We start from the raw sequence: 19,587 nt of genomic DNA, 5'->3' as shown, positions 1-19,587 counted from the left end.
GCGGCTATACCTCCACCGGTCTTGTCGCCAGACCGGCCGCAAGAGTCATTTCCGGAGCAATGCTTTTCAAATAGGAGGGGTCAATGGTTCTGCTGTCCACGGTTGCTTGTTTGAAGGGGTTGAAAATTTCGACCGGTATATCCGTCTCTTTTTTAAAGAATTCGGGAAGTCCCTGTATTTTTGCTCCGCCACCGCTCAGAACGATTTTTGCAATCGTTTCGTCCGGATGATTGGAATAATAAAAGTCTATGGCCCGTTTCACCTCTGTCACCCATTGACTGCAGGTATTGGCAAAAAGGGTTTCAAGCTCCTCTTGCTTTTCTTTCGAGGCAATTTCCCCTGTTTTCAGCCCCTCCGCCTCTTCAAAGCTGACCCCAAAAAGATTTTCAATCTGTTCGGTCAGCTGGCGGCTGCCAAGGACAACGTCCCGAGCCAAAATGGAAGCGCCATGGGAGATAATATTGATGTTCATTTTGGAGGCGCCGATATCCACCAGGGCGACATTGTCCGCCACGCCAAAATTTGCCTCAAAGGCATTTTCCAGAGCAAAGGCATCCACGTCAACGACAACCGGTTGCAGTCCTGCCGCACGGAGCATGTTGAGATATCCGTCCACAACATCCCGTTTGGCGGCAACCAACATTACATCCGTGCGGGGCTCGGAAGCGGTGTTCGTTTTTAAATCCTGGAAATCCAGGTAGACGTCTTCAATATCGAACGGGATATATTGTTCCGCCTCTGATTCGATGTGTTTTTCAAGCTCCTCTTCGGTCATCACGGCGAGATTTATTTTTTTGACGATGACGGAATAGCCCGAAATGGAGATAGCGACTTTTTTATTTTTAATCTTCAGGTTGTTGACCAGAGAGGTGATTACCTTGCCTACGGCTTCCGGATCCTGCAAGGCTCCGTCTTCAAGGGAGTCGGGAGGGAGCAGAGCGCTGCCCAGGGCGACCAACTGATAGCCTGTGCCTGTTTCCGCCAGTTCGCAGATTTTCACGGCATGGGAGCCAATATCAAGGCCGACGGAAAGCGTTTGCCTTTTAAGAAATGGGATATTCAAGGATGGCAATTGTAATTTTTTGAAACCGGATTTGCCCATGAGCTCCCCGTGACCAAGATTTTCTGGCTGTGCACATCCGCATGCCGACATCGGTTGTCGCGCGGAATACTTTCTAACTGCTCTTGCTGACTTATATTTTTATCTATCCTGTTGCATTAGAGACACAAAAAAAACATGGTGTCAAGAATAAAGTAAGTGGTAGATCGTGGATTTTTCTCATAAAAATTGAATAGTTGAATGAGAGAGGGGGGAAATGGGTTGGTGAAAAAACTTAAATATATCGATATGTTGTGTTTTTCATAAGTCGCGGCTACTACAGGTGGTTTCTTTTTTTGAGATACAATAAAGATTGTTTTTGGAAGGGTTCGAGCGAATTTCTTGGCCAGTGTCATTCAGCCCCTTGTATTTATTTCGCTCTTCGCTTACTTTGCTGGCATCTTTCGGGCGACAATGTGCCGCTGGACGGATCTTGTGTAACCCTGAATGAACAGATTGTGAGACGAGGATCAAGCGTGTTGAAGAAAATTCCTGTCAAGGTCGCAGAAAAATCTCTTGTCCGCGAATATACCGAGGCAATCATTATTGCCTTGCTGCTTGCGATTTTTATCAGGACTTTTGTGGTCCAGGCTTTTAAGATCCCATCCGGCTCGATGATTCCCACTTTGCTGGTTGGTGATCATATTCTGGTCAACAAATTCGGCTATGGGGTGAAAAACCCCCTGAATGGGACCTCCTGGATCGCGGTGCATGACCCCCGGCGGCATGATGTTATCGTTTTTAAGTATCCGCAAAACCCTTCCCAGGATTTCATCAAACGGGTTGTAGGGGTTGCTGGAGATCGGGTTGAGGTTGTGAGAAAAAAGGTCTTTGTCAACGGAGAACCTTTTATCGAGCCAAACGCCGTGAATCTGGACCCCGAGATTCTTCCTTCTCCAAGGGACGAGATGGCGCCATTAACAGTGCCGCCCGGTTCCGTTTTTGTTATGGGGGACAATCGGGATAACAGCCACGATAGCCGATTTTGGGGATTTGTTGATCTCAAGGCCATCAGAGGTAAGGCGTTTATGCTGTACTGGTCATGGGACAGTGAAAATTTTACGGTGCGCTGGAACCGGATCGGTAATATAATTCCTTAAAAAAACTTCTGGACCATTGGCGTTTCTTTTTTTTATTGTGTACTGATACGCGGTGCTGCTTTTCATGTTCTATTGAAGAAATTACCGCGAGGTGCAGATGTTGCATAGCCGCAATGCACACAGTTGCTCAAGAGAACACTTTGATGTCGGGAGAGCCACTGGCTCGGCTACGTCTGCAACGGACCTGGAGCTTTTTCTCTTTACTCGACCTTCATAAATTTTGGCGCGGGCGGCTTTCTCCTTTGGCGCTGATATCTAACGGAAAGAATCGTATGGATCCGGAGTACCGATTCAGCCACAAACATGTCCTTGGTCTTGCCGATCTTTCCTCGGAAGATATTCAGGCCGTGTTACAGACGGCTGAATCATTCAAGGAAATCTCTGCCCGCTCCATAAAAAAAGTTCCGACCCTCCGCGGCAAAACCATCATCAATTTTTTCTTTGAACCAAGCACCCGGACCCGTCTTTCTTTTGAAGTTGCCGCAAAGCGCATGAGCGCGGACACCTTCAATATCTCCAACTCAGGCAGCAGCACGGTAAAGGGGGAAACCCTCATCGACACCGCGCGCAATCTTGCCGCCATGAATCCGGACTGCATCATCCTCCGGCATCCCCGCTCAGGGGCGGCCCGATTATTGGCCGATCATGTCGATGTTTCCGTGATCAATGCCGGGGACGGCACCCATGAGCATCCAAGCCAAGGGCTTCTCGACCTGATGACGGTCCGGCAAGCCAAGGGGGAGATCGCGGGGTTGAAAATCGCCATTATTGGCGATATAGCCCATAGCCGCGTGGCGCATTCAAATATCATCGGTTTTTCCAAGATGGGGGCTTCCGTTACCGTGTGTGGGCCTGCGACCTTGATCCCTCCCGGGATTGAGGCTCTGGGCGCCCAGGTCAGCCGGTCCGTGATGGAGGCGGTTGATGGGGCCGATGTCATCATGGCCCTGCGGATCCAGAAAGAGCGGCAACAGGATCCACTGTTTCCCTCCCTGCGCGAATATGCGAAATTTTTTGGTGTTTCCCAAAAGGTGGTTGATGCCGCGAAACCTGAGGTGATCATCATGCACCCTGGCCCGATAAACCGGGGGGTTGAGCTCGATCCCAAGCTTGCCGATGGCCGCCGTTCCGTTATTCTGGAGCAGGTTACCAACGGGGTGGCTGTGCGGATGGCTTTGATATATCTGATAATGGGAGGCGATTAGCATGGTCGGACGGATCCATTTAAAAAATGGGCGTGTGATCGATCCGGCGAACGGAATTGATCAGATTCTCGACGTGTTGATCGAAGATGGCAAAATAAGTGCGGTGGTCCAGCCAGACACTCTTCCCGAGCAGCCAGACGGAATCGTCTATGACCTGCAGGGGAAATGGGTGGTGCCCGGGCTGATCGACATGCATGTGCATCTGCGTGAACCCGGCCAGGAGTACAAGGAAACCATTGCCACGGGCACCCGCGCTGCTGCCGCCGGCGGCTTTACTGCGGTGGCTTGCATGCCGAACACCAAACCGGTCAATGATAATCAGACCGTGACCGTCTTCATTATCGCGAAGGCAGCGGAAGCCGGTTTTGCCCGAGTCTATCCGGTGGGGGCGATCAGCAGTGGGAGTACAGGGGAGCATCTCGCGGAGTTTGGCGAACTGCGGCAGGCCGGGGCGGTTGGTGTAACCGATGATGGCTTGCCGGTGGGCAACAGCCAGCTTATGCGCCGGGCCTTAGAGTATGCGGGGGACCATGATTTGCTGGTTATCTCCCATGCCGAGGAGCTCTCCCTCAGTCAGAGTGGCGCGATGAACGATGGTCCGTTGGCGACCCGGCTTGGCCTGCGGGGAATTCCCCATGTCGCCGAAGAAATCATGGTGTATCGCGATCTGGCCCTGGCTGAATTCACCGGGCGGCCTATCCACATCGCCCATGTCAGCACCAGGGAGTCATTGGCTTTGATCAGACGGGCCAAGAAGAAAGGGGTGGCCGTTACTGCGGAAACAGCGCCCCATTACTTCACCCTCACCGAGAAAGCGGTGGATGGTTATAATACCCTGGCGAAAATGAATCCGCCCCTGCGAACCGAGGCGGATGTGGCTGCGATCCTGGAGGCATTGCGGGACGGGACCCTGGATGCCATTGCCACGGATCACGCGCCCCACGGCGAGCTTGACAAGGATATGGAGTTTGATCTGGCAGCCAATGGGATAATAGGGTTGGAAACTGCCGTGCCCTTAACCTTGCGGCTGGTGCGGGAAAACCGGCTTGATGCTCGGAGAATGGTGGAGTTGCTCTCGGTGAATCCGGCAAGGATTCTCGGGGTGGTGGGCGGCACGCTTTCGGTGGGGGTGCCGGCGGATATAGCGGTGATTGACCCGGAAAAGAAATTTGTTTTCACTGCGGAGAGCATTCTCTCCAAGAGCAGGAATTCTCCGTTTCTTGGCTGGGAGATGCAGGGGAAGGCGGTATTGACTATTATGGACGGCAAGATAACCTGGCGCCAGGAGGGTGATTTCAGCTCTTGATGTCCAGTAGATTGCCAAGCATTTCATCTTGCACCTGCACGGTTTTCAGGTTGGCCTGAAAAAATCGGCGGCTGAGCATCATGCTCGGCAACTCTTCGCTCAACTCCACATTGGATTTTTCAATCAGGGTTTCTCCCCCGGACGTTTGTTCATACACCATGGGTCCGGCCGTTTGGATCTGTTGCACCACCGCCTCTATGCCCTGAGGCTCCTTTTCCTGCAAGGTCACCCGCGTTTTTTTGTAGCCATCCGTATTGATGTTGGCCACATTATTGGCGTTTGATTCAATCTTTTTCTGGATGGCGGTCAGGCCGGAAAGTGCTGAATGGATGCCGGAAATCATGGGGTTGCCTCCTGGTGTCCTTGCGTAAAGTATCCCTTATCATATTTCTTTATCGGTCGGTTTGGCAAGCAGCTTTAATTTTGCAGGTGGTAATCGGAGTGTTTTACAGGTATATCTGAGATGAATTTTACTGATGCGCCGCCTGTTACTCTGATGCTGCACAATGAGGGTTGCCATGCCTTTTTATACTCTCCAGGATGTGGGCCGATTTTTTCTCAATCCGCTCTTCCCTGTATTTTTTATCGGTCTGATTCTATTGTTCAAGAAGGAACGGACCCGCCTCAACCTGCTTTTTCTTCTGCTGTACCTCTATGGGGTCAGTATCCCTTATACTTCACAGATTGTCATGTCCAGATGGGCGGTGGCGGATACGGTGGATCGGCATAGCAGGTATGATGCCGCCGTGGTCCTGGGCGGCATGGTTGATTATAAATGGTATGTGCGGCATGCGGCGGAGAATGAAGAAGAGATCTTCAAATATGTCTCCGATTACCAGCAGTTGGGGCAGAGCTCCGCGCGCATCCTCATGGGGGCTGCGGCGATAAAAAGCGGCCTGGCCGACACCTTGCTCCTCAGTGACGTGAGTATCAAGGGCGTGCACGAGACCAGAATCCTCCTGGATCTCCTGGAAAGGCAGGGGATTGATCCCCAGAAGATCGCGGTCCACGGCAAGGTCAGGCATACCCTGGCTGAGGCAAAAAGCGTTAAGGCATACTGCGAGAGCAAGGGAATCAAGCGGATTTTGCTCATCACCTCGGCCAACCATATGCGGCGGGCGGCAGCGCTTTTCCGGAAGCAGGGCCTGAGCCCGGATCTGTTGTCTGTTTCCAGGGACAACCGGCCTATAACCAGGGATAGCTTTGTCCCTTCCGGAGATGGCCTGGAGGATACCTACTGGATGTTTTACGAGATGGTTGGCTACACCGCTTATCTGATTCAGGGCAAGTTGTAATTTCCCCCTATTCTTCCTCGCCGATCTTTTTCGTATACCCGCATTCCTTGTTCGGGCAATGCAACTGCCGGCCGCTTTTTTTCGTCTCCCGCTCGAGCAAATATACAGAGCCGCATTGCGGGCACACCTCATTGACCGGCTTGTCCCACAGGGCGAGAGCGCATTGCGGATACCGGTTGCAGCTGTAAAAGACCTTGCCGCGTTTGGAGATCTTCTGGATGAGTTCTCCGGTACATCCTTCTTCCGGACAGGGAACGCCGGTGCTGGTGGCGCGGATGTTTTTACAGGCCGGATAGCCGGAACAGGCGAGAAACTTGCCATAGCGGCCATTTTTAAAGACCATGGGCTTGCCGCATTTTTCACAGAGCTCGCCTGAGTCGGCGGGCTGTTCCCTCTCGACGGGCACGATCTTGCCCTCGTCGTTTCTGGTAAAATCCTGGGTGTGTTTGCAATCCGGATACTTCTCACAGGCAAGAAATTCGCCGTTTTTCCCCCACTTGATTACCATTTTTCCGTCACAGAGCGGACAGGGGAGGTCGGTGGGGATGGCCGTTTTCTTGATCGACTTCATCTCCTCTTTGGCCGCATCCAGTGTTTTGCTGAATGGACCGTAAAAATCCTGCAGAACCTTCAGCCACTGACTGTTGCCGGCCTCCACCTCATCAAGTTTTTCCTCCATGGAGGCGGTGAATTCAATGTCCAGGATATCGGGGAAATGGGCGACCAGCAGTTCGTTGACCAGCTTGCCCAGGTCGGTGGGCATGAATTTGCGTTGGGCCAGGAGCGCGTATTCCTTGTCCTGAATGGTGGAAAGAATGGAGGCATAGGTGGAGGGTCGGCCGACGCCGTTTTCCTCCAGCGCCTTCACCAGGGTTGCCTCAGTATACCGGGGAGGCGGCTGGGTGAAATGTTGTTTTGGTTCGATGGAGAGAAGCGAGACGGTGTCGCCTTTTTTTAAATCAGGCAGGGTGGCATCGTTGCTTTCCGTGCCATCCGAAGTAGCGCTTTCATCCACCGCCTCCTCGTACAGGGCCATGAAGCCCTGAAAACGCATGATGGAGCCCACGGTCTTGAAAATAAAGTCTTGGGCGGCGACCATGGTGATGGTGGTCTGGTCATACTCCGCCGGAGCCATCTGGCAGGCGACAAAGCGCTTCCAGATCAGCGAGTAGAGGGAGAGCATGTCCTTTTCCAGAAAGGGTGCGAGTTTTTCCGGGGTATTGCGCACATCCGTGGGCCGGATGGCTTCATGGGCGTCCTGGGCTGATTTACTGGTTTTGAAGATGTTCGCTTTGGCCGGGAGAAATTGTTCCCCGTAAGCTTCGGTGATATAGGCACGGGCCTCATCCAGGGCCTCGTTGCTGATCCGGGTGGAGTCGGTCCGCATATAGGTGATCAGGCCGGTGGGGCCTTCGGCGCCCAATTCGATCCCCTCATAGAGCCGTTGGGCCAGGGTCATGGTTTTCTTCGCGGAAAAGCGGAGCTTGCGGTTGGCGTCCATCTGCATGGTGCTGGTGATGAAGGGCGGGCTCGGGTTGCGTTTTTTCTTTTTCTTCTCCAGACCCTCCACCAGAAAGGAAGCGTTCCCCACCGCCTCGACAATGGCTTGGGCCTCAGCGTCGGTGCCGATCTTGTTTTTCTTGAGATCAATTTTTTTGCCGTAAGCCTGATCGAGCTGGGCGACAAAGGGTGGGGGCGTTTTCCCTTCCAGGGTGGTGTGGATGGACCAGTATTCTTCCGAAACAAAGGCCTCGATGGCCTGCTCACGTTCACAGACCATGCGCACCGCAACGGACTGCACCCTGCCGGCGCTCAAGCCGCGACGGACCTTATCCCACAGCAAAGGGGAAATCTGGTAGCCCACGAGACGGTCCAGGATGCGGCGGGTCTGTTGGGCCTCGAAGCGCTGCTGGTTGACCTCGGTTGCCTGTTCGATGGCGGCGAGGATGGCTTTTTTGGTGAGCTCATGGAAGAGAACCCGATGGATGGGCTTGCGGGTGGATTTTAAAATTTCGGCGATATGGTGGGCAATGGCCTCTCCCTCTCGGTCAGGATCTGGGGCCAGATATATCGTGTCCGCTTTTTCCGCCGCGCTTTTAAGGTCGCTGATGATTTTCCCCTTGCCCCGAATGGTGACGTATTGGGGGGCAAAATCATTGGCAACATCAACACCCAGGGTTTTAACCGGCAGATCGATGATATGCCCGACCGATGCCTTGACGGTAAAGTTTTTGCCGAGATATTTCTGTAAGGTCCGGGCTTTGGCCGGAGATTCAACAATGATGAGGGATTGTGACATGGTGTCCTGTGCGTTTTTGTTAAGCTGGCGCAGCTACGACTCTTTCTCTAGGGGCCTTATACACTGGACGAATGTGGTTCTGCAAGCCTTTGGTACTGTTTGCCCGGTAAAGATGCCACCAGACCTTGAAGTTCGAGGTGCAGGAGGATCTCGCTTATCCTGTGGGCCGGGAGCTGGGCTGCCTGAATAATCTCCTCGATATTTCTGGGGTAAACCTCCAGCAGGGCGAAGACCTTGCCCTCTTCCGCAGGCAGCGGAGGCGCCTGTGGTAGTGTTTTTGGCGAAGGGGCAGAGATTGCCAAGGCCAGTTCTTCAAGGATATCGGCAACGCTGTGCACCAACTTTGCGCCTTCCTGGATCAGGCGGTGGCATCCTTCGCTTTTTGGGGAATCAATCCTCCCGGGGATGGCAAAAACATCCCTCCCCTGTTCCAGTGCCTGATGCGCGGTGATCAGGGTTCCGGAACGGTGGGCGGCTTCAACCACAACAACCCCTAAGGAAAGGCCGCTGATAATCCGATTTCTCGCCGGAAAGCGAAATCCTTCCGGCAGGGTGCCCAATGGGGTTTCGCTGATGATGGCGCCGTGGGTCGCGATCTGCTCGTGGAGTTTCCGGTTCTGGCGGGGATAGACAATATCCAGGCCGCAGCCCATGACCGCGATGGTTTTGCCTCCCGCAGTCAATGCGCCCCGGTGGGCGGCGGTGTCAATCCCCAGGGCAAAGCCGCTGGTGATGACAAGGTCGTGGCGCGCCAAGTCGCCGGCCAGCCGTTCCGCCACCTGCAACCCGTAGGATGAGGCCGCCCGTGCCCCCACCATGGCGATGCCCGGAGCGCTGAGAAGTTGCGGGGAGCCCAAGACATGGAGGAACGACGGCGGGTCGTTTATTTCCTTGAGCATTGGCGGAAAGAGCGGATCGTTCCAGCAGAGGAGGGTTGTCCCTGTTTTTTCCGAAAGAAGGAGCTCCCTGTCCGCCGCGGTGGCGGCAATCGTTCGTTGGTCACACAGGCATGTCAGGCTGTCTTTGCGCAAAAAAGAACATTCCGCAAGATCCTTGCGGCTTGCGGCGAGGATTTGCGTGGCGGAGCCGAAGCGCAGGACAAGTTTTTTGAGGGTGGCTGGGCCAAGCCCTGGGGTAAAGGCAAGGGTGAGCCACTGGTGTCTGGTGTCCATGTCAGCACATGTGGAATGTGGGTGAAGGGCTTGAGATCTCTCGGCCCCGAGAAGCCATCAGCCGGACCGGGGATCTGTTCTGGCGCAAGCCAGCGGGCTCATGGTTGCTGGCTTGCGGGTAAATTTGTTGTCAGGCGCGGGCAGCGAAGCACGGGACTCCATAAAATGAAGGTCCTGTGCTTCGGTCTGGCAAACCGCTCAATCGTTATAAAAGGCGAATAGCAGATTGCGCCGGGTGGGGTGCTTGAGTTTTTTCAGCGCCTTGGCCTCGATTTGGCGGATCCGCTCCCTGGTTACGGCGAAGTTGTCGCCAACCTCTTCCAGGGTCAGGTCAACCGAGGTATCGATGCCGAAACGCATGCGCAGGACCAGTTCCTCCCGCGGGGAGAGGGTGCGCAGGACGTTGCGGAGATTCTCCCGCAGGCTTTCCATGGCGGTTGCCTCATCCGGCGAGAGCGAGTCCACATCTTCGATGAAATCGGAAAGATAGCTGTCCTCGCTGCTGCCGATGGGGGTGTCCAGGGAGAGGGGCTCCTTGGCGATCTTCAGGATATTTTTGACCTTGTTCAAATCAATATCGAGCCGTTCGGCCATTTCCTCGGGGGTGGGTTCACGGCCTGTTTCCCGCATAAAATCCTTGGCGCCCTTGAGAAGACGGTTGATGGTGTCGATCATGTGCACGGGGATGCGAATGGTCCGGCCCTGGTCGGCAATGGCCCGGGTGATCGCCTGTCTGATCCACCAGGTGGCATAGGTACTGAATTTGTAGCCCCGCCGGTATTCGAATTTTTCCACCGCCTTCATCAGGCCGATGTTGCCTTCCTGGATAAGGTCGAGCAGCTGCAGCCCTCGATTGGCATACTTTTTCGCGACACTGACCACCAGCCGCAGGTTGGCCTGCACCAAGGCATTTTTTGATTCACGGCTGGTCTTTTCTCCGTCGGTGATTTCTCCCAGCAGGGTGTTCAGGGATTCATGGTCGATGCCATGTGTTTTGATGCAGCCCTGCAAAAAGAGAGGGTACTTGATTGCGTCTTCCCTGATCTGGGCTGGCGGAGTAAGTTTGGCTCCTTGTTTGCGCAACCGGCTGATGATGGCGGAGAGATGTTTGGCACTGAAGCGGTCGTGTTCGAAAAGTTTGGCGATCGCCTTGGTGTTGCGTTTGATGCGGATCCTGATCTTCTGGGCTTCCGCCTTGGTTATTGCCGGAGCAAGCAGATCAAGACGGAAGGCCGAGAGCTCTTCGTTGAGCCGGTGCGCTTCACTGATCTGCCAGAGGAAGTGCTCCTTTTTTTCTTCATTGGCCTGATTGTTTGTTTCATCGAGACCGCGCAAAATATCGGCGATGCTTCGTTTCCCCGCGAGCATTTTGTCCGCCACTTCGCGCAGATATTCAACGGCCAGGGGCGTGGTGAGGAGGGTGTCCTGGATAAGTTTTTCCCCGTCTTCGATCTTCTTGGCGATGTCGGTTTCCGCCTCCGAAGAAAGCAGGCCGACAGATCCCATTTCCTGGAGATACGCTTTGACCGGATCAAGCTGGTTTCCGGAAAGGTCGCGGGCCTTGGTAATCAATCCTCCGCCAGGGCTCTCATCATCCTGGTCGATGGGGTGCAGGCTTTCCTCCAGATCGGACTCTGCATCCAGATCCAGATCAAAAATGGCGGTCAGATTATTCGGCCGCTCAACCGACCAGCTGCTTTCCTCTTCCCCTTCCCCCCCACTTTCGAGCAAAGCCTCGTCGGCCAGCAGAACGCTTTCCACTTCTTTGGCTGCGGTAATCCGTGCTTGTTTGCTTCCTTTCTCGTGACTCGCCATAGCTTTTTCACCCTCCTAAGTTAATTCGCCCCACCTCTTTAACTTATACAAAAGCTGTCGAAAAGGAGTACCGGCCCTAAGAATGCAGGGCCTCGTCCATCTGGATTTTTTTGCTCATCAGCTCCAGCAGGAGCTGTTCATTTTGGGTCTGCTGGGCTTCGCTGATCTGCTGCATCAGCCGTTCTTTTTTTGCCTTCAGGCTGGAAGAGGTTAGCCAACTGAGCATTTCCTGGGCCATCTGTTCCTTCATCTCTTCGGAATGCGAGGGCGTGGAAATGAGCAGTTCGGAAATAAAAGCCCGTTCAGGGCCGGTGGCAAGTTCAAGGAGCTGTTCAGAGCCGCCCGAGAGGTCCGGCTGCTTTTTAAGCAGATGGAGAATGGCAAGGCCGAACCGGTTCATGATGATCTCTTCGAGACCCGCCTCAAGAAAGGCGGGGAGATATTCCGGGTAGGCCAAGAGAAATTCAAGCAGCTGGCGTTGCTTCATGGGGAGCGGGGCCTCACCCTTACCCTGCCCAGCCTTGCTTTTTGCTGCTTGGCTGTTTGCCGGCGGCGGGAGGATAACCCCAGCGAGCAGCTGCTGCGGGCTCAAGCCGAGTTTTTTGGCGAAATGCGAGACAAAGAGGGTGCGCTGGAGATGTTGATCGCCAATGGCCTTGATCAACTCCTGCAGCTCGGCAACGATCTTTGCCTTGCCGGCCACGCTTGCGCCATATTGGGCGACGAGTTTGTCAAAAACAAACTCCGGCAGCGGCATGGCGGTTTTCAGATGTTTGTCTAAGCCCTCCCGGCCGAATTCCCGGACAAAGGTGTCCGGATCATGGTCCTCGGGCAATACGGCGATTCGGGCCGTAACCTGTTCGCTTAAAAAAAGCGGGACCGAGCGCATGGCGGCCTTGAGTCCTGCCTGATCACCGTCAAAAAGCAGGATCACCTCGTCGGTGTACCCCTTCAGTGAGCGGATCTGGGCCTGGGTCAACGCGGTGCCCAGGGGGGCGACCACATTGCGTACCCCATGCACGGCCAGGGATATCAGGTCGAAGTTGCCTTCCACCACCAGGCAGTTTTTTGCCTGGCGGATGTGCTCCCGATTCTGAAAGAGGCCAAAGAGGGTCCGGCTTTTGTCAAAGACCGGGGATTCCGGCGAGTTCATGTACTTGGGCTGGCCGTCGTCCAGAATGCGGCCGCCAAAGGCGATGACCCTGCCGGTCAGGCCGACAATGGGAAACATGACCCGGTTGCGGAAACGGTCATAAAAGCCGCCGTTGTCCCTGGGTACGATCAGGCCGGCTTCTTTGGCCGCGTCCGGGGTAATGTTCTGTTTGGGCAGGGTGTTGACGAGAAAATTCCAGCTGTCCGGGGCAAAGCCAAGGCGGAACTCTTTGCTGATTTCCTCAGAAATACCCCGTTGTTCAAGATATTCCCGGGCTTTTTTGGCGCTTGCATCGGAGAGCAAGAGCTGATGAAAGAGCTCTGCCGCTTTCTCATTGGCAGCCTGCATTGCCTCCCGCTTTTGGGCTTTTTCAAGCTCTTGCGGATTCAGCGGTTTTTCCGGCAGGGCGATCTGGTATTTGCGGGCCAGTTCTTTCAACGCCTCGACAAAGCTCAGGTGGTGAAAGTTCATCATGAAGCTGAAGACGTCTCCGCCTTCGCCGCAACCAAAGCAGTGGTAGGTTTTGCGATCGGGGTTGACGGTGAAGGAAGGCGTTTTTTCGGAATGAAAGGGGCAGAGCCCTTTAAGGTTGGTGCCGGCGCGCTTGAGGGAGACATGCTCGCCGATGATCTCGGCGATGTCTGCGGCGTCCTTGATGAGCTGGACAGTATCGTCTCCCTGATTCACGGCCATACGGGCAAAAAGACTCCTTCAGCAAAAGGAAAGGTACACGATCGAAAACAACTGAGGTATGATACACCCCAACTTTCTCTGTAATCCATCTGAGGGGGGTGTCAAGCAAAAAACGTAGAAAAGTCAACTTTTTAGGTCGTTTTTGATGTAAAGATTTTATTAAATAATTAAACCATTGAGAACTTTTTTCGGCTTTTTGGTCGGGAGTGTGCAGGAGAAATTGTTGATGAAAAACCGTTATGAGGAAAAAGAGGCCCAGGCCTTTGTCGGGGCCTATCCCCAGTGCCCAGCGGAACTAGCCCTCAGGGTCTATACCTCGCGGCTTCTCGGAGCGGAAGAAGATTTGGTGCTGCACGGCGGGGGGAACACCTCGGTGAAGGGGGTCATTACCAACCTGGTCGGGGAAGAGCAGGAGATCCTCTATATCAAGGGGAGCGGCTGGGATCTGGGGGTCATTGCCCCCCAGGGGTTCCCCGCCCTCGATCTCGCCTATCTGCGCAAGCTGCGGCAGGTGCAGGACTTAAGCGATGCGGAGATGGTCAACCAGTTTCGTACCCATCTCCTTGACGCCGCCTCTCCCAATCCCTCCATCGAGACCCTGGTGCATGCCTTTTTGCCCCACCGCTTCATCGATCATACCCATGCCGATGCCATTGTCACCCTGAGCAACCGGGAAGACGGGGCAAAGCAGTTACACGAGGCGCTGGGGACAAACATCGCGATCCTGCCCTTTATCATGCCGGGTCTGCCCCTGGCCAGAGCCATGGCCGAACTCTATGAAAGCCGGCCCGAAATCGACTGTATTATCCTGGCCAATCACGGCATCTTCACCTTTGGCGACGACGCGAAAACCGCCTACGACCGAATGATCGACTATGTGAGCCGGGCCGAGGCGTATCTTGCCGAACGCGGCCCCGGGGCATCCGCCGGAGAGGCGGTCGACCCGGGGCTGGTCCAACCTTCGCTGCTGCTGCCCATCCTGCGTGGGGGGTTGAGCTTTGTGGAGGACTCGGGACGGAGGAGGACCATGCAGTTGGCGGTCCGGCAGAATAAAGAAATCCTGGCCGCTCTTTTCCGCCCGGACGCCCAAGAGCTTTTCGTCAACGGGGTCCTCACCCCGGACCATGTGATTCGGACCAAGAATTACCCCTTATGGCTGGAGGTCGGAGGGCTGGATGAGGAAGGGACTTTGGCTGCGGTACAGACAGGACTTGGACGATACCAGGAGGAATATGACCGGTACTTTGCCGAGCAGGTGGCGGCGAAAGCGGTCAGCCGCACCAAGCTTGATGCCATGCCCCGGGTTATTCTCGTCCCTGGGTTGGGGCTGGTCGCGGCCGGTTTCAGTCAGAAGGACGCCGGCATCGCCGCGGATATTGCCGAACACACCCTCACCGCGAAGTTACGGGGCGCAGGGCTTGGCCCCTACCGCGAACTCGGAGCGGACTCTATTTTTGATATGGAATACTGGGCGCTGGAGCAGGCCAAGCTGGGCAAGGCAAAGCCCAAGGCCCTCGAGGGCAGGACTGCCCTGGTGACCGGCGGGGGCGGGGCCATTGCCATGGGGATCGGCCGCAAGCTCCTGGAGGCCGGGGCCAGGGTCTTTATGACCGATATCAACCAGGAACGGTTGGAGGCGGTGTGCCATAATCTGGCCGACACCTTTGGCAGCCGTCTGGTTTCGCCGCTGCTCATGGATGTTACCAGCGAAGAGTCGGTGCGGCTTGGCTTGGCGCAGCTGGTCATGGAGTGCGGCGGTCTTGATATCCTGGTGCCCAACGCTGGCATCGCCCATGTGGCGAAGCTTGCGGACCTCAGCGAGGCGGCATTCCGGCAGGTCATGGAGGTCAATTGCCTGGGGGTGTTTCAGGTGATCAAGGGGGTGATTCCGATTCTGCGGCGCCAGGGTACCGGCGGCTCCATTGTGATCAACAGCTCGAAAAACGTCTTCGCCCCGGGCGCGTCCTTTGGCGCCTACAGCGCTTCCAAGGCCGGGGCCCACCAGCTGGGCAAGATCGCCGCCCTGGAATTGGCCGAGTTCGGGGTGCGGGTGAATATGATCAATGCCGATGCGATTTTTGATGATGCGGGCGTTTCCTCCGGGCTCTGGGACGTGATCGGGCCGGAGCGGATGCGCTCCCGCAATCTCGATCCGGAAGGGCTTAAGGATTACTATCGCCAGCGCAATCTCCTGAAAACCACAGTGCATGCCGACCATGTCGGGAACGCGGTGGTTTTTTTCGCCAGCGAACAGACCCCCACCACCGGCGCTACCCTGCCCGTGGATGGCGGGATCATGGCTGCCTTCCCGCGATAAAGAAAAAACACAGGGCTGGAAATGGTCGAACCCTTGGTGTATGTTTGCCAGAGGTACAGGTGAAAAAAATGAAGAATCAAGGAGGCGGTATTCCGTGGCGGAAATAAAAAGTACCATGGACATGGTGATGGAACGGGCGGCCCGGATGGCTGCCGGTCCAGAAGATGACAATTATCTTGCCGAGGAACAGGTCAAGGAGGGCATGCGCCTTGGCGCTGCCTACATGCGGGGCGAGGGGGTAGGCTTGGGAGAAAGGCTTGCTGCCCTGCCGCCGGCGGAAAAAGGTCCTGTCCGGAAAGGGGCGGTGCAGTCCCTGTTGCGCAATATTTTTCTGGTCCGGGAGGTGGAAAAGCAGGAGGTGGCAGATAAAGCCATGCATGGTCTGGTTGAAATCGGGCAGGGAGATGGCGAGTTGCTCAAGATTTTGGCGGAACTGAAAAAGATTCTCGATGGCTACCGGCAGCATGGCCTCCAGCTGCGAGAACAGCTGGAAGCCCAGTTCAGCCAACAGCTGGCGATGATGGAACAGAATCTGGCCAAACAGACCGGCAGGGCCATGAAGTTGCAACCCTCCCAGCACCCGAAGTTTCAGGAGGAATGGGCCCGGATTCAAGATCAGCTCAACGAACAGTACGGCAAGGCTCTGCAGCAGTTAAAGGATTTGGTCGAACAGCATCTGGTCATGGAGGTTGCTCCCTAATCGGAGATTGCGGGAAAGGCACAGGGTACGGCAGGTAAAGGAGAAAGGCGTGGAAGCAGAAATCTGGCTTGATGTGGAAGAGGCCGATCCCAAGGATCTGCCCGAGGTTGAAAAAAGGTTTAAGGACTGGTACGCGGCAGGGGCAGAGGCGCGCTACAACAAGCCGTGTTTCGCTTTCCTCACCGTGCTGGACAAGCCGTTCCGTTACCAGGTGGATTTCGGGCAGGCCGATCTTGCTCTGTCCATTCAGGGGTTGCATGGCAAGCTCTTCCGCTTCGGGGTCAAGGTCTTTGTCCACTTCATGCACTGAGGCGCCGATGCGGGAAGCCTTTGCGCGAATCAGGCGCCGGCTCAAGCGGCGCCAGCTTGACGCCATCCTGGTGACCCAGCCGGAAAACCGAAGGTACTTGAGCGGGTATACGGCCAGGGATCATGCGATCAACGAGAGCGCCGGCGTCCTGCTCATCCCCAGCGAGGGCGAGCCCTATCTCCTCACCGACTCCCGCTTTTCGCTGCAGGCGGAACAAGAGGCCGCGGGGTTCCGGGTCAAGCTCTATCCCCGCGGGCTCTTTCCCCTGCTGCGCTTGTTGCTCAAGAGGCACCGCATCAAGCGCTTGGCCTTTGAGAGCCATTATTTTCTCCACTCCACCTCCCAGACCCTGGCCAAGCTGGCGGACAGTCTCAAGGTGGAGCTTGAGCCGCTCACCGGTTTTATCGAGGAGCTGCGGCTGGAAAAGGATGCAGCGGAGTTGGCCCGAATCGAACGGGCAGTGCTCCTCAACGAAGCGGTGTTTCAGGAGATCTACCGCACCTTGCGGCCGGGCCGGACCGAGAAAGAGGTGGCCCAGGCCATAGAAAATACCATGCGGCTCAAGGGTGCGGAGCGGCCGAGTTTCGAGACCATCGTCGCCTCCGGACCCAATGCGGCTCTGCCCCATGCGGTTCCTTCCGACCGGCCTCTGGCCACAGGGGAAACCATTGTCATCGACATGGGTCTCGTGCTGGACGGCTATTGCTCGGACATGACCCGCACCGTGGTACTGGGGACCCCGGACGAAAAAACAGTCGCGTTGTTTCGCTTGGTGCGCAAGGCGCAACTGGCCGGGCTCAATAGCCTCCGCGCCGGGATAAGCGGGATGGCGGTGGACAAGATTGCCCGGAGCGTGATCGAACGGGCGGGCTTAGGCGAGCGGTTCGGCCACGGCCTGGGGCACGGGGTGGGACTCAATGTCCACGAAGGACCCTCGCTCAACTACCGGAATCGCAAGCCCCTTGCCGCAGGGATGGTGGTGACGGTGGAACCGGGGGTGTATATCCCGGATTGGGGCGGCATCCGTCTGGAAAACATGGCGGTGGTTGAAAAAGAGGGGTGCAGGGTGTTGAATCGGGACACCACCTTTCTGGAGCTGTAAACAATTTGGAATTTACTCTAAGCAGGTGCTTCGACAGGCTCAGCACGAACGGAACATCAATATGTTACGACAACTTCCGTCGCCGCTGGCACTGCTCGGCCTGAGTCTGTCGAAGGCCAGTTTTAACGAGACCATCTCACAAACATCCTTTTCATCCTTTTCATTCTTTTCAGGAATCTAATCATGCGAAACGATCAACGGGCAGCGGATGCGCTGCGGCCGATTACTATTGAAAAAGGCTTTCAGCCCCAGGCCTATGCCTCGCTCCTCATAACCATGGGCGGCACCCAGGTGTGCTGCGCTGTTACCATGGAACCCAGTGTTCCCCCATTTTTGCGGGGCACAGGGCAGGGATGGATCACGGCGGAATACGGTATGCTGCCCTGTTCGACCAGCAGCCGCATGCAACGGGAGGCGGCCAAGGGCAGATCCGGTCGCACCTATGAGATCCAACGCCTCTTGGGCCGGTCGCTGCGGACCATGGTTGATCTCGCTCTGTTGGGCGAGGTGACCCTGCGGGTGGACTGCGATGTGCTCAAGGCCGACGGCGGCACCCGCACCGCCTCGATCACCGGGGCGGCCATTGCCATGCGGGATGCCATTACCCGCATGCACCGGGAGGGGGGGTTGGCCAAAATGGTGGAGATCCTGCCGGTGGCAGCCATCAGCGCTGGTATCGTTGACGGTCAAGCCCTGCTTGATCTTGATTATAGTGAAGATTCCACGGCCGAGGTGGACGCGAATTTCGTCATGACCGGGGATGGCCGTTGGGTGGAAACCCAGTGCACCGCCGAGGGCAAGCCCTTCTGGCCCGAGGATTTCGGCAAGATGGCAGTCCTGGCCCGCAAGGGCATCGATGAGTTGTTTACCTTGTGGGCCCAGTGATGACCTCTCCTTTTACCCTGCATAGTCAAGCCAGCGATTGCGCGGCCCGCCGCGGCGAGGTGCGCACCCTGCACGGCACGGTGCAGACCCCGGTCTTTATGCCGGTGGGCACCCAGGCGACGGTCAAGGGCGTGACCCCGGAAAATCTCAAAGAGCTGGGCGCCCAGATCATTCTCGGCAACACCTACCATCTCTATATTCGTCCCGGACACGAGCTGATCCGCAGCTTTGGCGGCTTGCATAAATTTATGAACTGGGACCAGCCCATCCTCACCGACAGCGGCGGCTTTCAGATCTTCAGCCTCAAGGATCTCACCAAGATCACCGAGGAAGGCGCGGCCTTCAAATCCCATCTTGACGGCAGCAAGCTTTTTCTGAGCCCGGAGGATGCCGTGGCTGTGCAGGAGGCTCTGGGAAGCGACATCATGATGTGTCTGGACACCTGCATTCCTTACCCGGCCACCCGCGAAGAGGCCATTGCCTCCACCGATCTCACCGGGCGTTGGGCCAAACGTTCCCGCGCCGCCCATAAGGAACGCGGGCAGCTGCTCTTCGGCATCATCCAGGGCGGCATGTATCCGGATCTTCGGGCCAAGGCGGTGGAAGAGCTGGTGGAGGTCGGCTTCGACGGTTATGCCCTGGGGGGGTTGAGCGTCGGTGAGCCCGCCGAGCTGATGATGGAGATCACCGAAGAGATCGCCGCCCTGATGCCCGCCGATTATCCCCGTTATCTCATGGGGGTTGGGACCCCGGAGAATCTGGTGGAAGCGGTCTATCGCGGCATCGATATGTTTGATTGCGTCATGCCCACGCGAAATGCCAGAAACGGAATGCTCTTTACTTCAAGCGGCAGGCTTGTTATAAAAAACGCTCGCCATCAGGATGACCAGCGGCCCGTGGATGAGGAGTGCGATTGCTATACGTGTCGTCATTATTCCCGGGCCTATCTGCGGCATCTTTTCATGGCCAGGGAGATTCTCTCTTCGCAGCTCAATACCATCCACAATCTGCATTATTATGTGGGACTCATGGCCAGGATCCGCAAGGCCATTGAAGAAGATCGTTTCGCCCAGTTTCGCCAGGAGTTTTATGCCAAGCGGACGGTGGAGTAAAATAGGGCGCAGGCGGATGCAGGC

At 55.9% G+C, this 19,587-nt stretch carries 16 protein-coding genes; 10 read left to right on the top strand and 6 right to left on the bottom strand.

Annotated features, from left to right (window positions below; translation table 11 throughout):
• Nucleotides 1–4 precede the first annotated feature (4 nt).
• On the bottom strand, nucleotides 5–1,102 hold the full coding sequence (pilM, locus tag OLX77_RS04150; protein ID WP_307632329.1) for a type IV pilus biogenesis protein PilM: 1,098 nt from the start codon (nucleotides 1,100–1,102) through the stop codon (nucleotides 5–7).
• 476 nt (nucleotides 1,103–1,578) lie between these two features.
• On the opposite strand from pilM, the gene lepB reads away from it, so the two are divergent.
• The 3 genes from lepB to OLX77_RS04135 all read left to right on the top strand — a co-directional run bounded on the left by lepB (nucleotide 1,579) and on the right by OLX77_RS04135 (nucleotide 4,710).
• Complete coding sequence (gene lepB, locus OLX77_RS04145) at nucleotides 1,579–2,199, top strand: signal peptidase I (RefSeq protein ID WP_371877492.1); 621 nt, start codon at nucleotides 1,579–1,581, stop codon at nucleotides 2,197–2,199.
• 272 nt (nucleotides 2,200–2,471) lie between these two features.
• Entirely contained in the window at nucleotides 2,472–3,404 is a 933-nt protein-coding gene (locus tag OLX77_RS04140; protein WP_307632327.1) for an aspartate carbamoyltransferase catalytic subunit, read from the top strand.
• Nucleotide 3,405: 1 nt separating this feature from the next.
• Nucleotides 3,406–4,710, top strand: coding sequence for a dihydroorotase (locus tag OLX77_RS04135; protein WP_307632326.1), 1,305 nt, complete (start codon nucleotides 3,406–3,408; stop codon nucleotides 4,708–4,710).
• Here the strand turns inward: OLX77_RS04135 and OLX77_RS04130 are convergent.
• Entirely contained in the window at nucleotides 4,700–5,053 is a 354-nt protein-coding gene (locus tag OLX77_RS04130; protein ID WP_307632325.1) for a flagellar basal body rod C-terminal domain-containing protein, read from the bottom strand. The genes OLX77_RS04135 and OLX77_RS04130 overlap by 11 nt on opposite strands.
• Before the next feature lie 175 nt (nucleotides 5,054–5,228).
• Here OLX77_RS04130 and OLX77_RS04125 point away from each other — a divergent pair, with 175 nt between their 5' ends.
• Complete coding sequence (locus OLX77_RS04125) at nucleotides 5,229–6,005, top strand: YdcF family protein (protein ID WP_307632324.1); 777 nt, start codon at nucleotides 5,229–5,231, stop codon at nucleotides 6,003–6,005.
• Nucleotides 6,006–6,012: 7 nt separating this feature from the next.
• Here the strand turns inward: OLX77_RS04125 and topA are convergent, their stop codons facing one another.
• The 4 genes from topA to dnaG all read right to left on the bottom strand — a co-directional run bounded on the left by topA (nucleotide 6,013) and on the right by dnaG (nucleotide 13,137).
• Nucleotides 6,013–8,304, bottom strand: coding sequence for a type I DNA topoisomerase (gene topA / locus OLX77_RS04120; RefSeq protein WP_307632323.1), 2,292 nt, complete (start codon nucleotides 8,302–8,304; stop codon nucleotides 6,013–6,015).
• 56 nt (nucleotides 8,305–8,360) lie between these two features.
• Entirely contained in the window at nucleotides 8,361–9,476 is a 1,116-nt protein-coding gene (gene dprA / locus OLX77_RS04115) for a DNA-processing protein DprA (protein ID WP_307632322.1), read from the bottom strand.
• Between the two features lie 198 nt (nucleotides 9,477–9,674).
• Nucleotides 9,675–11,291 carry an RNA polymerase sigma factor RpoD gene (rpoD, locus tag OLX77_RS04110; protein WP_307632321.1) on the bottom strand — a complete coding sequence of 539 codons (1,617 nt, stop codon included), beginning with the start codon at nucleotides 11,289–11,291 and terminating at the stop codon, nucleotides 9,675–9,677.
• A gap of 76 nt (nucleotides 11,292–11,367) precedes the next feature.
• Nucleotides 11,368–13,137, bottom strand: coding sequence for a DNA primase (gene dnaG, locus OLX77_RS04105; RefSeq protein WP_307632320.1), 1,770 nt, complete (start codon nucleotides 13,135–13,137; stop codon nucleotides 11,368–11,370).
• A 226-nt stretch (nucleotides 13,138–13,363) separates the two neighbouring features.
• Here dnaG and OLX77_RS04100 point away from each other — a divergent pair, with 226 nt between their 5' ends.
• The 6 genes from OLX77_RS04100 (at nucleotide 13,364) to tgt (ending at nucleotide 19,563) form a co-directional block, all read left to right on the top strand.
• On the top strand, nucleotides 13,364–15,454 hold the full coding sequence (locus tag OLX77_RS04100) for a bifunctional aldolase/short-chain dehydrogenase (protein WP_307632319.1): 2,091 nt from the start codon (nucleotides 13,364–13,366) through the stop codon (nucleotides 15,452–15,454).
• Nucleotides 15,455–15,548: 94 nt separating this feature from the next.
• The gene (locus tag OLX77_RS04095; RefSeq protein ID WP_307632318.1) at nucleotides 15,549–16,154 is read left to right on the top strand and encodes a DUF6657 family protein; all 606 of its coding nucleotides are present in this window, start codon (nucleotides 15,549–15,551) and stop codon (nucleotides 16,152–16,154) included.
• Between the two features lie 49 nt (nucleotides 16,155–16,203).
• Nucleotides 16,204–16,464 carry a hypothetical protein gene (locus OLX77_RS04090; protein WP_307632317.1) on the top strand — a complete coding sequence of 87 codons (261 nt, stop codon included), beginning with the start codon at nucleotides 16,204–16,206 and terminating at the stop codon, nucleotides 16,462–16,464.
• A gap of 7 nt (nucleotides 16,465–16,471) precedes the next feature.
• Entirely contained in the window at nucleotides 16,472–17,566 is a 1,095-nt protein-coding gene (locus OLX77_RS04085; RefSeq protein WP_307632316.1) for a M24 family metallopeptidase, read from the top strand.
• Nucleotides 17,567–17,749: 183 nt separating this feature from the next.
• Entirely contained in the window at nucleotides 17,750–18,451 is a 702-nt protein-coding gene (gene rph, locus OLX77_RS04080) for a ribonuclease PH (RefSeq protein ID WP_307632315.1), read from the top strand.
• Nucleotides 18,451–19,563, top strand: coding sequence for a tRNA guanosine(34) transglycosylase Tgt (tgt, locus tag OLX77_RS04075; protein WP_307632314.1), 1,113 nt, complete (start codon nucleotides 18,451–18,453; stop codon nucleotides 19,561–19,563). Before rph ends, tgt begins: the two co-directional genes overlap by 1 nt.
• Nucleotides 19,564–19,587 lie beyond the last annotated feature (24 nt).

Source organism: Thiovibrio frasassiensis, assembly GCF_029607905.1.
Classification (GTDB): domain Bacteria; phylum Desulfobacterota; class Desulfobulbia; order Desulfobulbales; family Desulfurivibrionaceae; genus Thiovibrio; species Thiovibrio frasassiensis.
Note: the sequence above shows the minus strand (reverse complement) of the source record. Positions and strands in the feature narration are given on the sequence as shown.

Excerpts from the sequence above, each read along its gene's own strand:
- OLX77_RS04140 (WP_307632327.1), top strand. The coding sequence starts at position 2,472 with ATGGATCCGGAGTACCGATTCAGCCACAAACATGTCCTTGGTCTTGCC.
- OLX77_RS04135 (WP_307632326.1), top strand. The coding sequence starts at position 3,406 with ATGGTCGGACGGATCCATTTAAAAAATGGGCGTGTGATCGATCCGGCG.
- dprA (WP_307632322.1), bottom strand. The coding sequence starts at position 9,476 with ATGGACACCAGACACCAGTGGCTCACCCTTGCCTTTACCCCAGGGCTT.
- OLX77_RS04130 (WP_307632325.1), bottom strand. The coding sequence starts at position 5,053 with ATGATTTCCGGCATCCATTCAGCACTTTCCGGCCTGACCGCCATCCAG.
- OLX77_RS04085 (WP_307632316.1), top strand. The coding sequence starts at position 16,472 with ATGCGGGAAGCCTTTGCGCGAATCAGGCGCCGGCTCAAGCGGCGCCAG.
- OLX77_RS04100 (WP_307632319.1), top strand. The coding sequence starts at position 13,364 with ATGAAAAACCGTTATGAGGAAAAAGAGGCCCAGGCCTTTGTCGGGGCC.
- rpoD (WP_307632321.1), bottom strand. The coding sequence starts at position 11,291 with ATGGCGAGTCACGAGAAAGGAAGCAAACAAGCACGGATTACCGCAGCC.
- tgt (WP_307632314.1), top strand. The coding sequence starts at position 18,451 with ATGACCTCTCCTTTTACCCTGCATAGTCAAGCCAGCGATTGCGCGGCC.
- topA (WP_307632323.1), bottom strand. The coding sequence starts at position 8,304 with ATGTCACAATCCCTCATCATTGTTGAATCTCCGGCCAAAGCCCGGACC.
- rph (WP_307632315.1), top strand. The coding sequence starts at position 17,750 with ATGCGAAACGATCAACGGGCAGCGGATGCGCTGCGGCCGATTACTATT.
- dnaG (WP_307632320.1), bottom strand. The coding sequence starts at position 13,137 with ATGGCCGTGAATCAGGGAGACGATACTGTCCAGCTCATCAAGGACGCC.
- OLX77_RS04125 (WP_307632324.1), top strand. The coding sequence starts at position 5,229 with ATGCCTTTTTATACTCTCCAGGATGTGGGCCGATTTTTTCTCAATCCG.
- pilM (WP_307632329.1), bottom strand. The coding sequence starts at position 1,102 with ATGGGCAAATCCGGTTTCAAAAAATTACAATTGCCATCCTTGAATATC.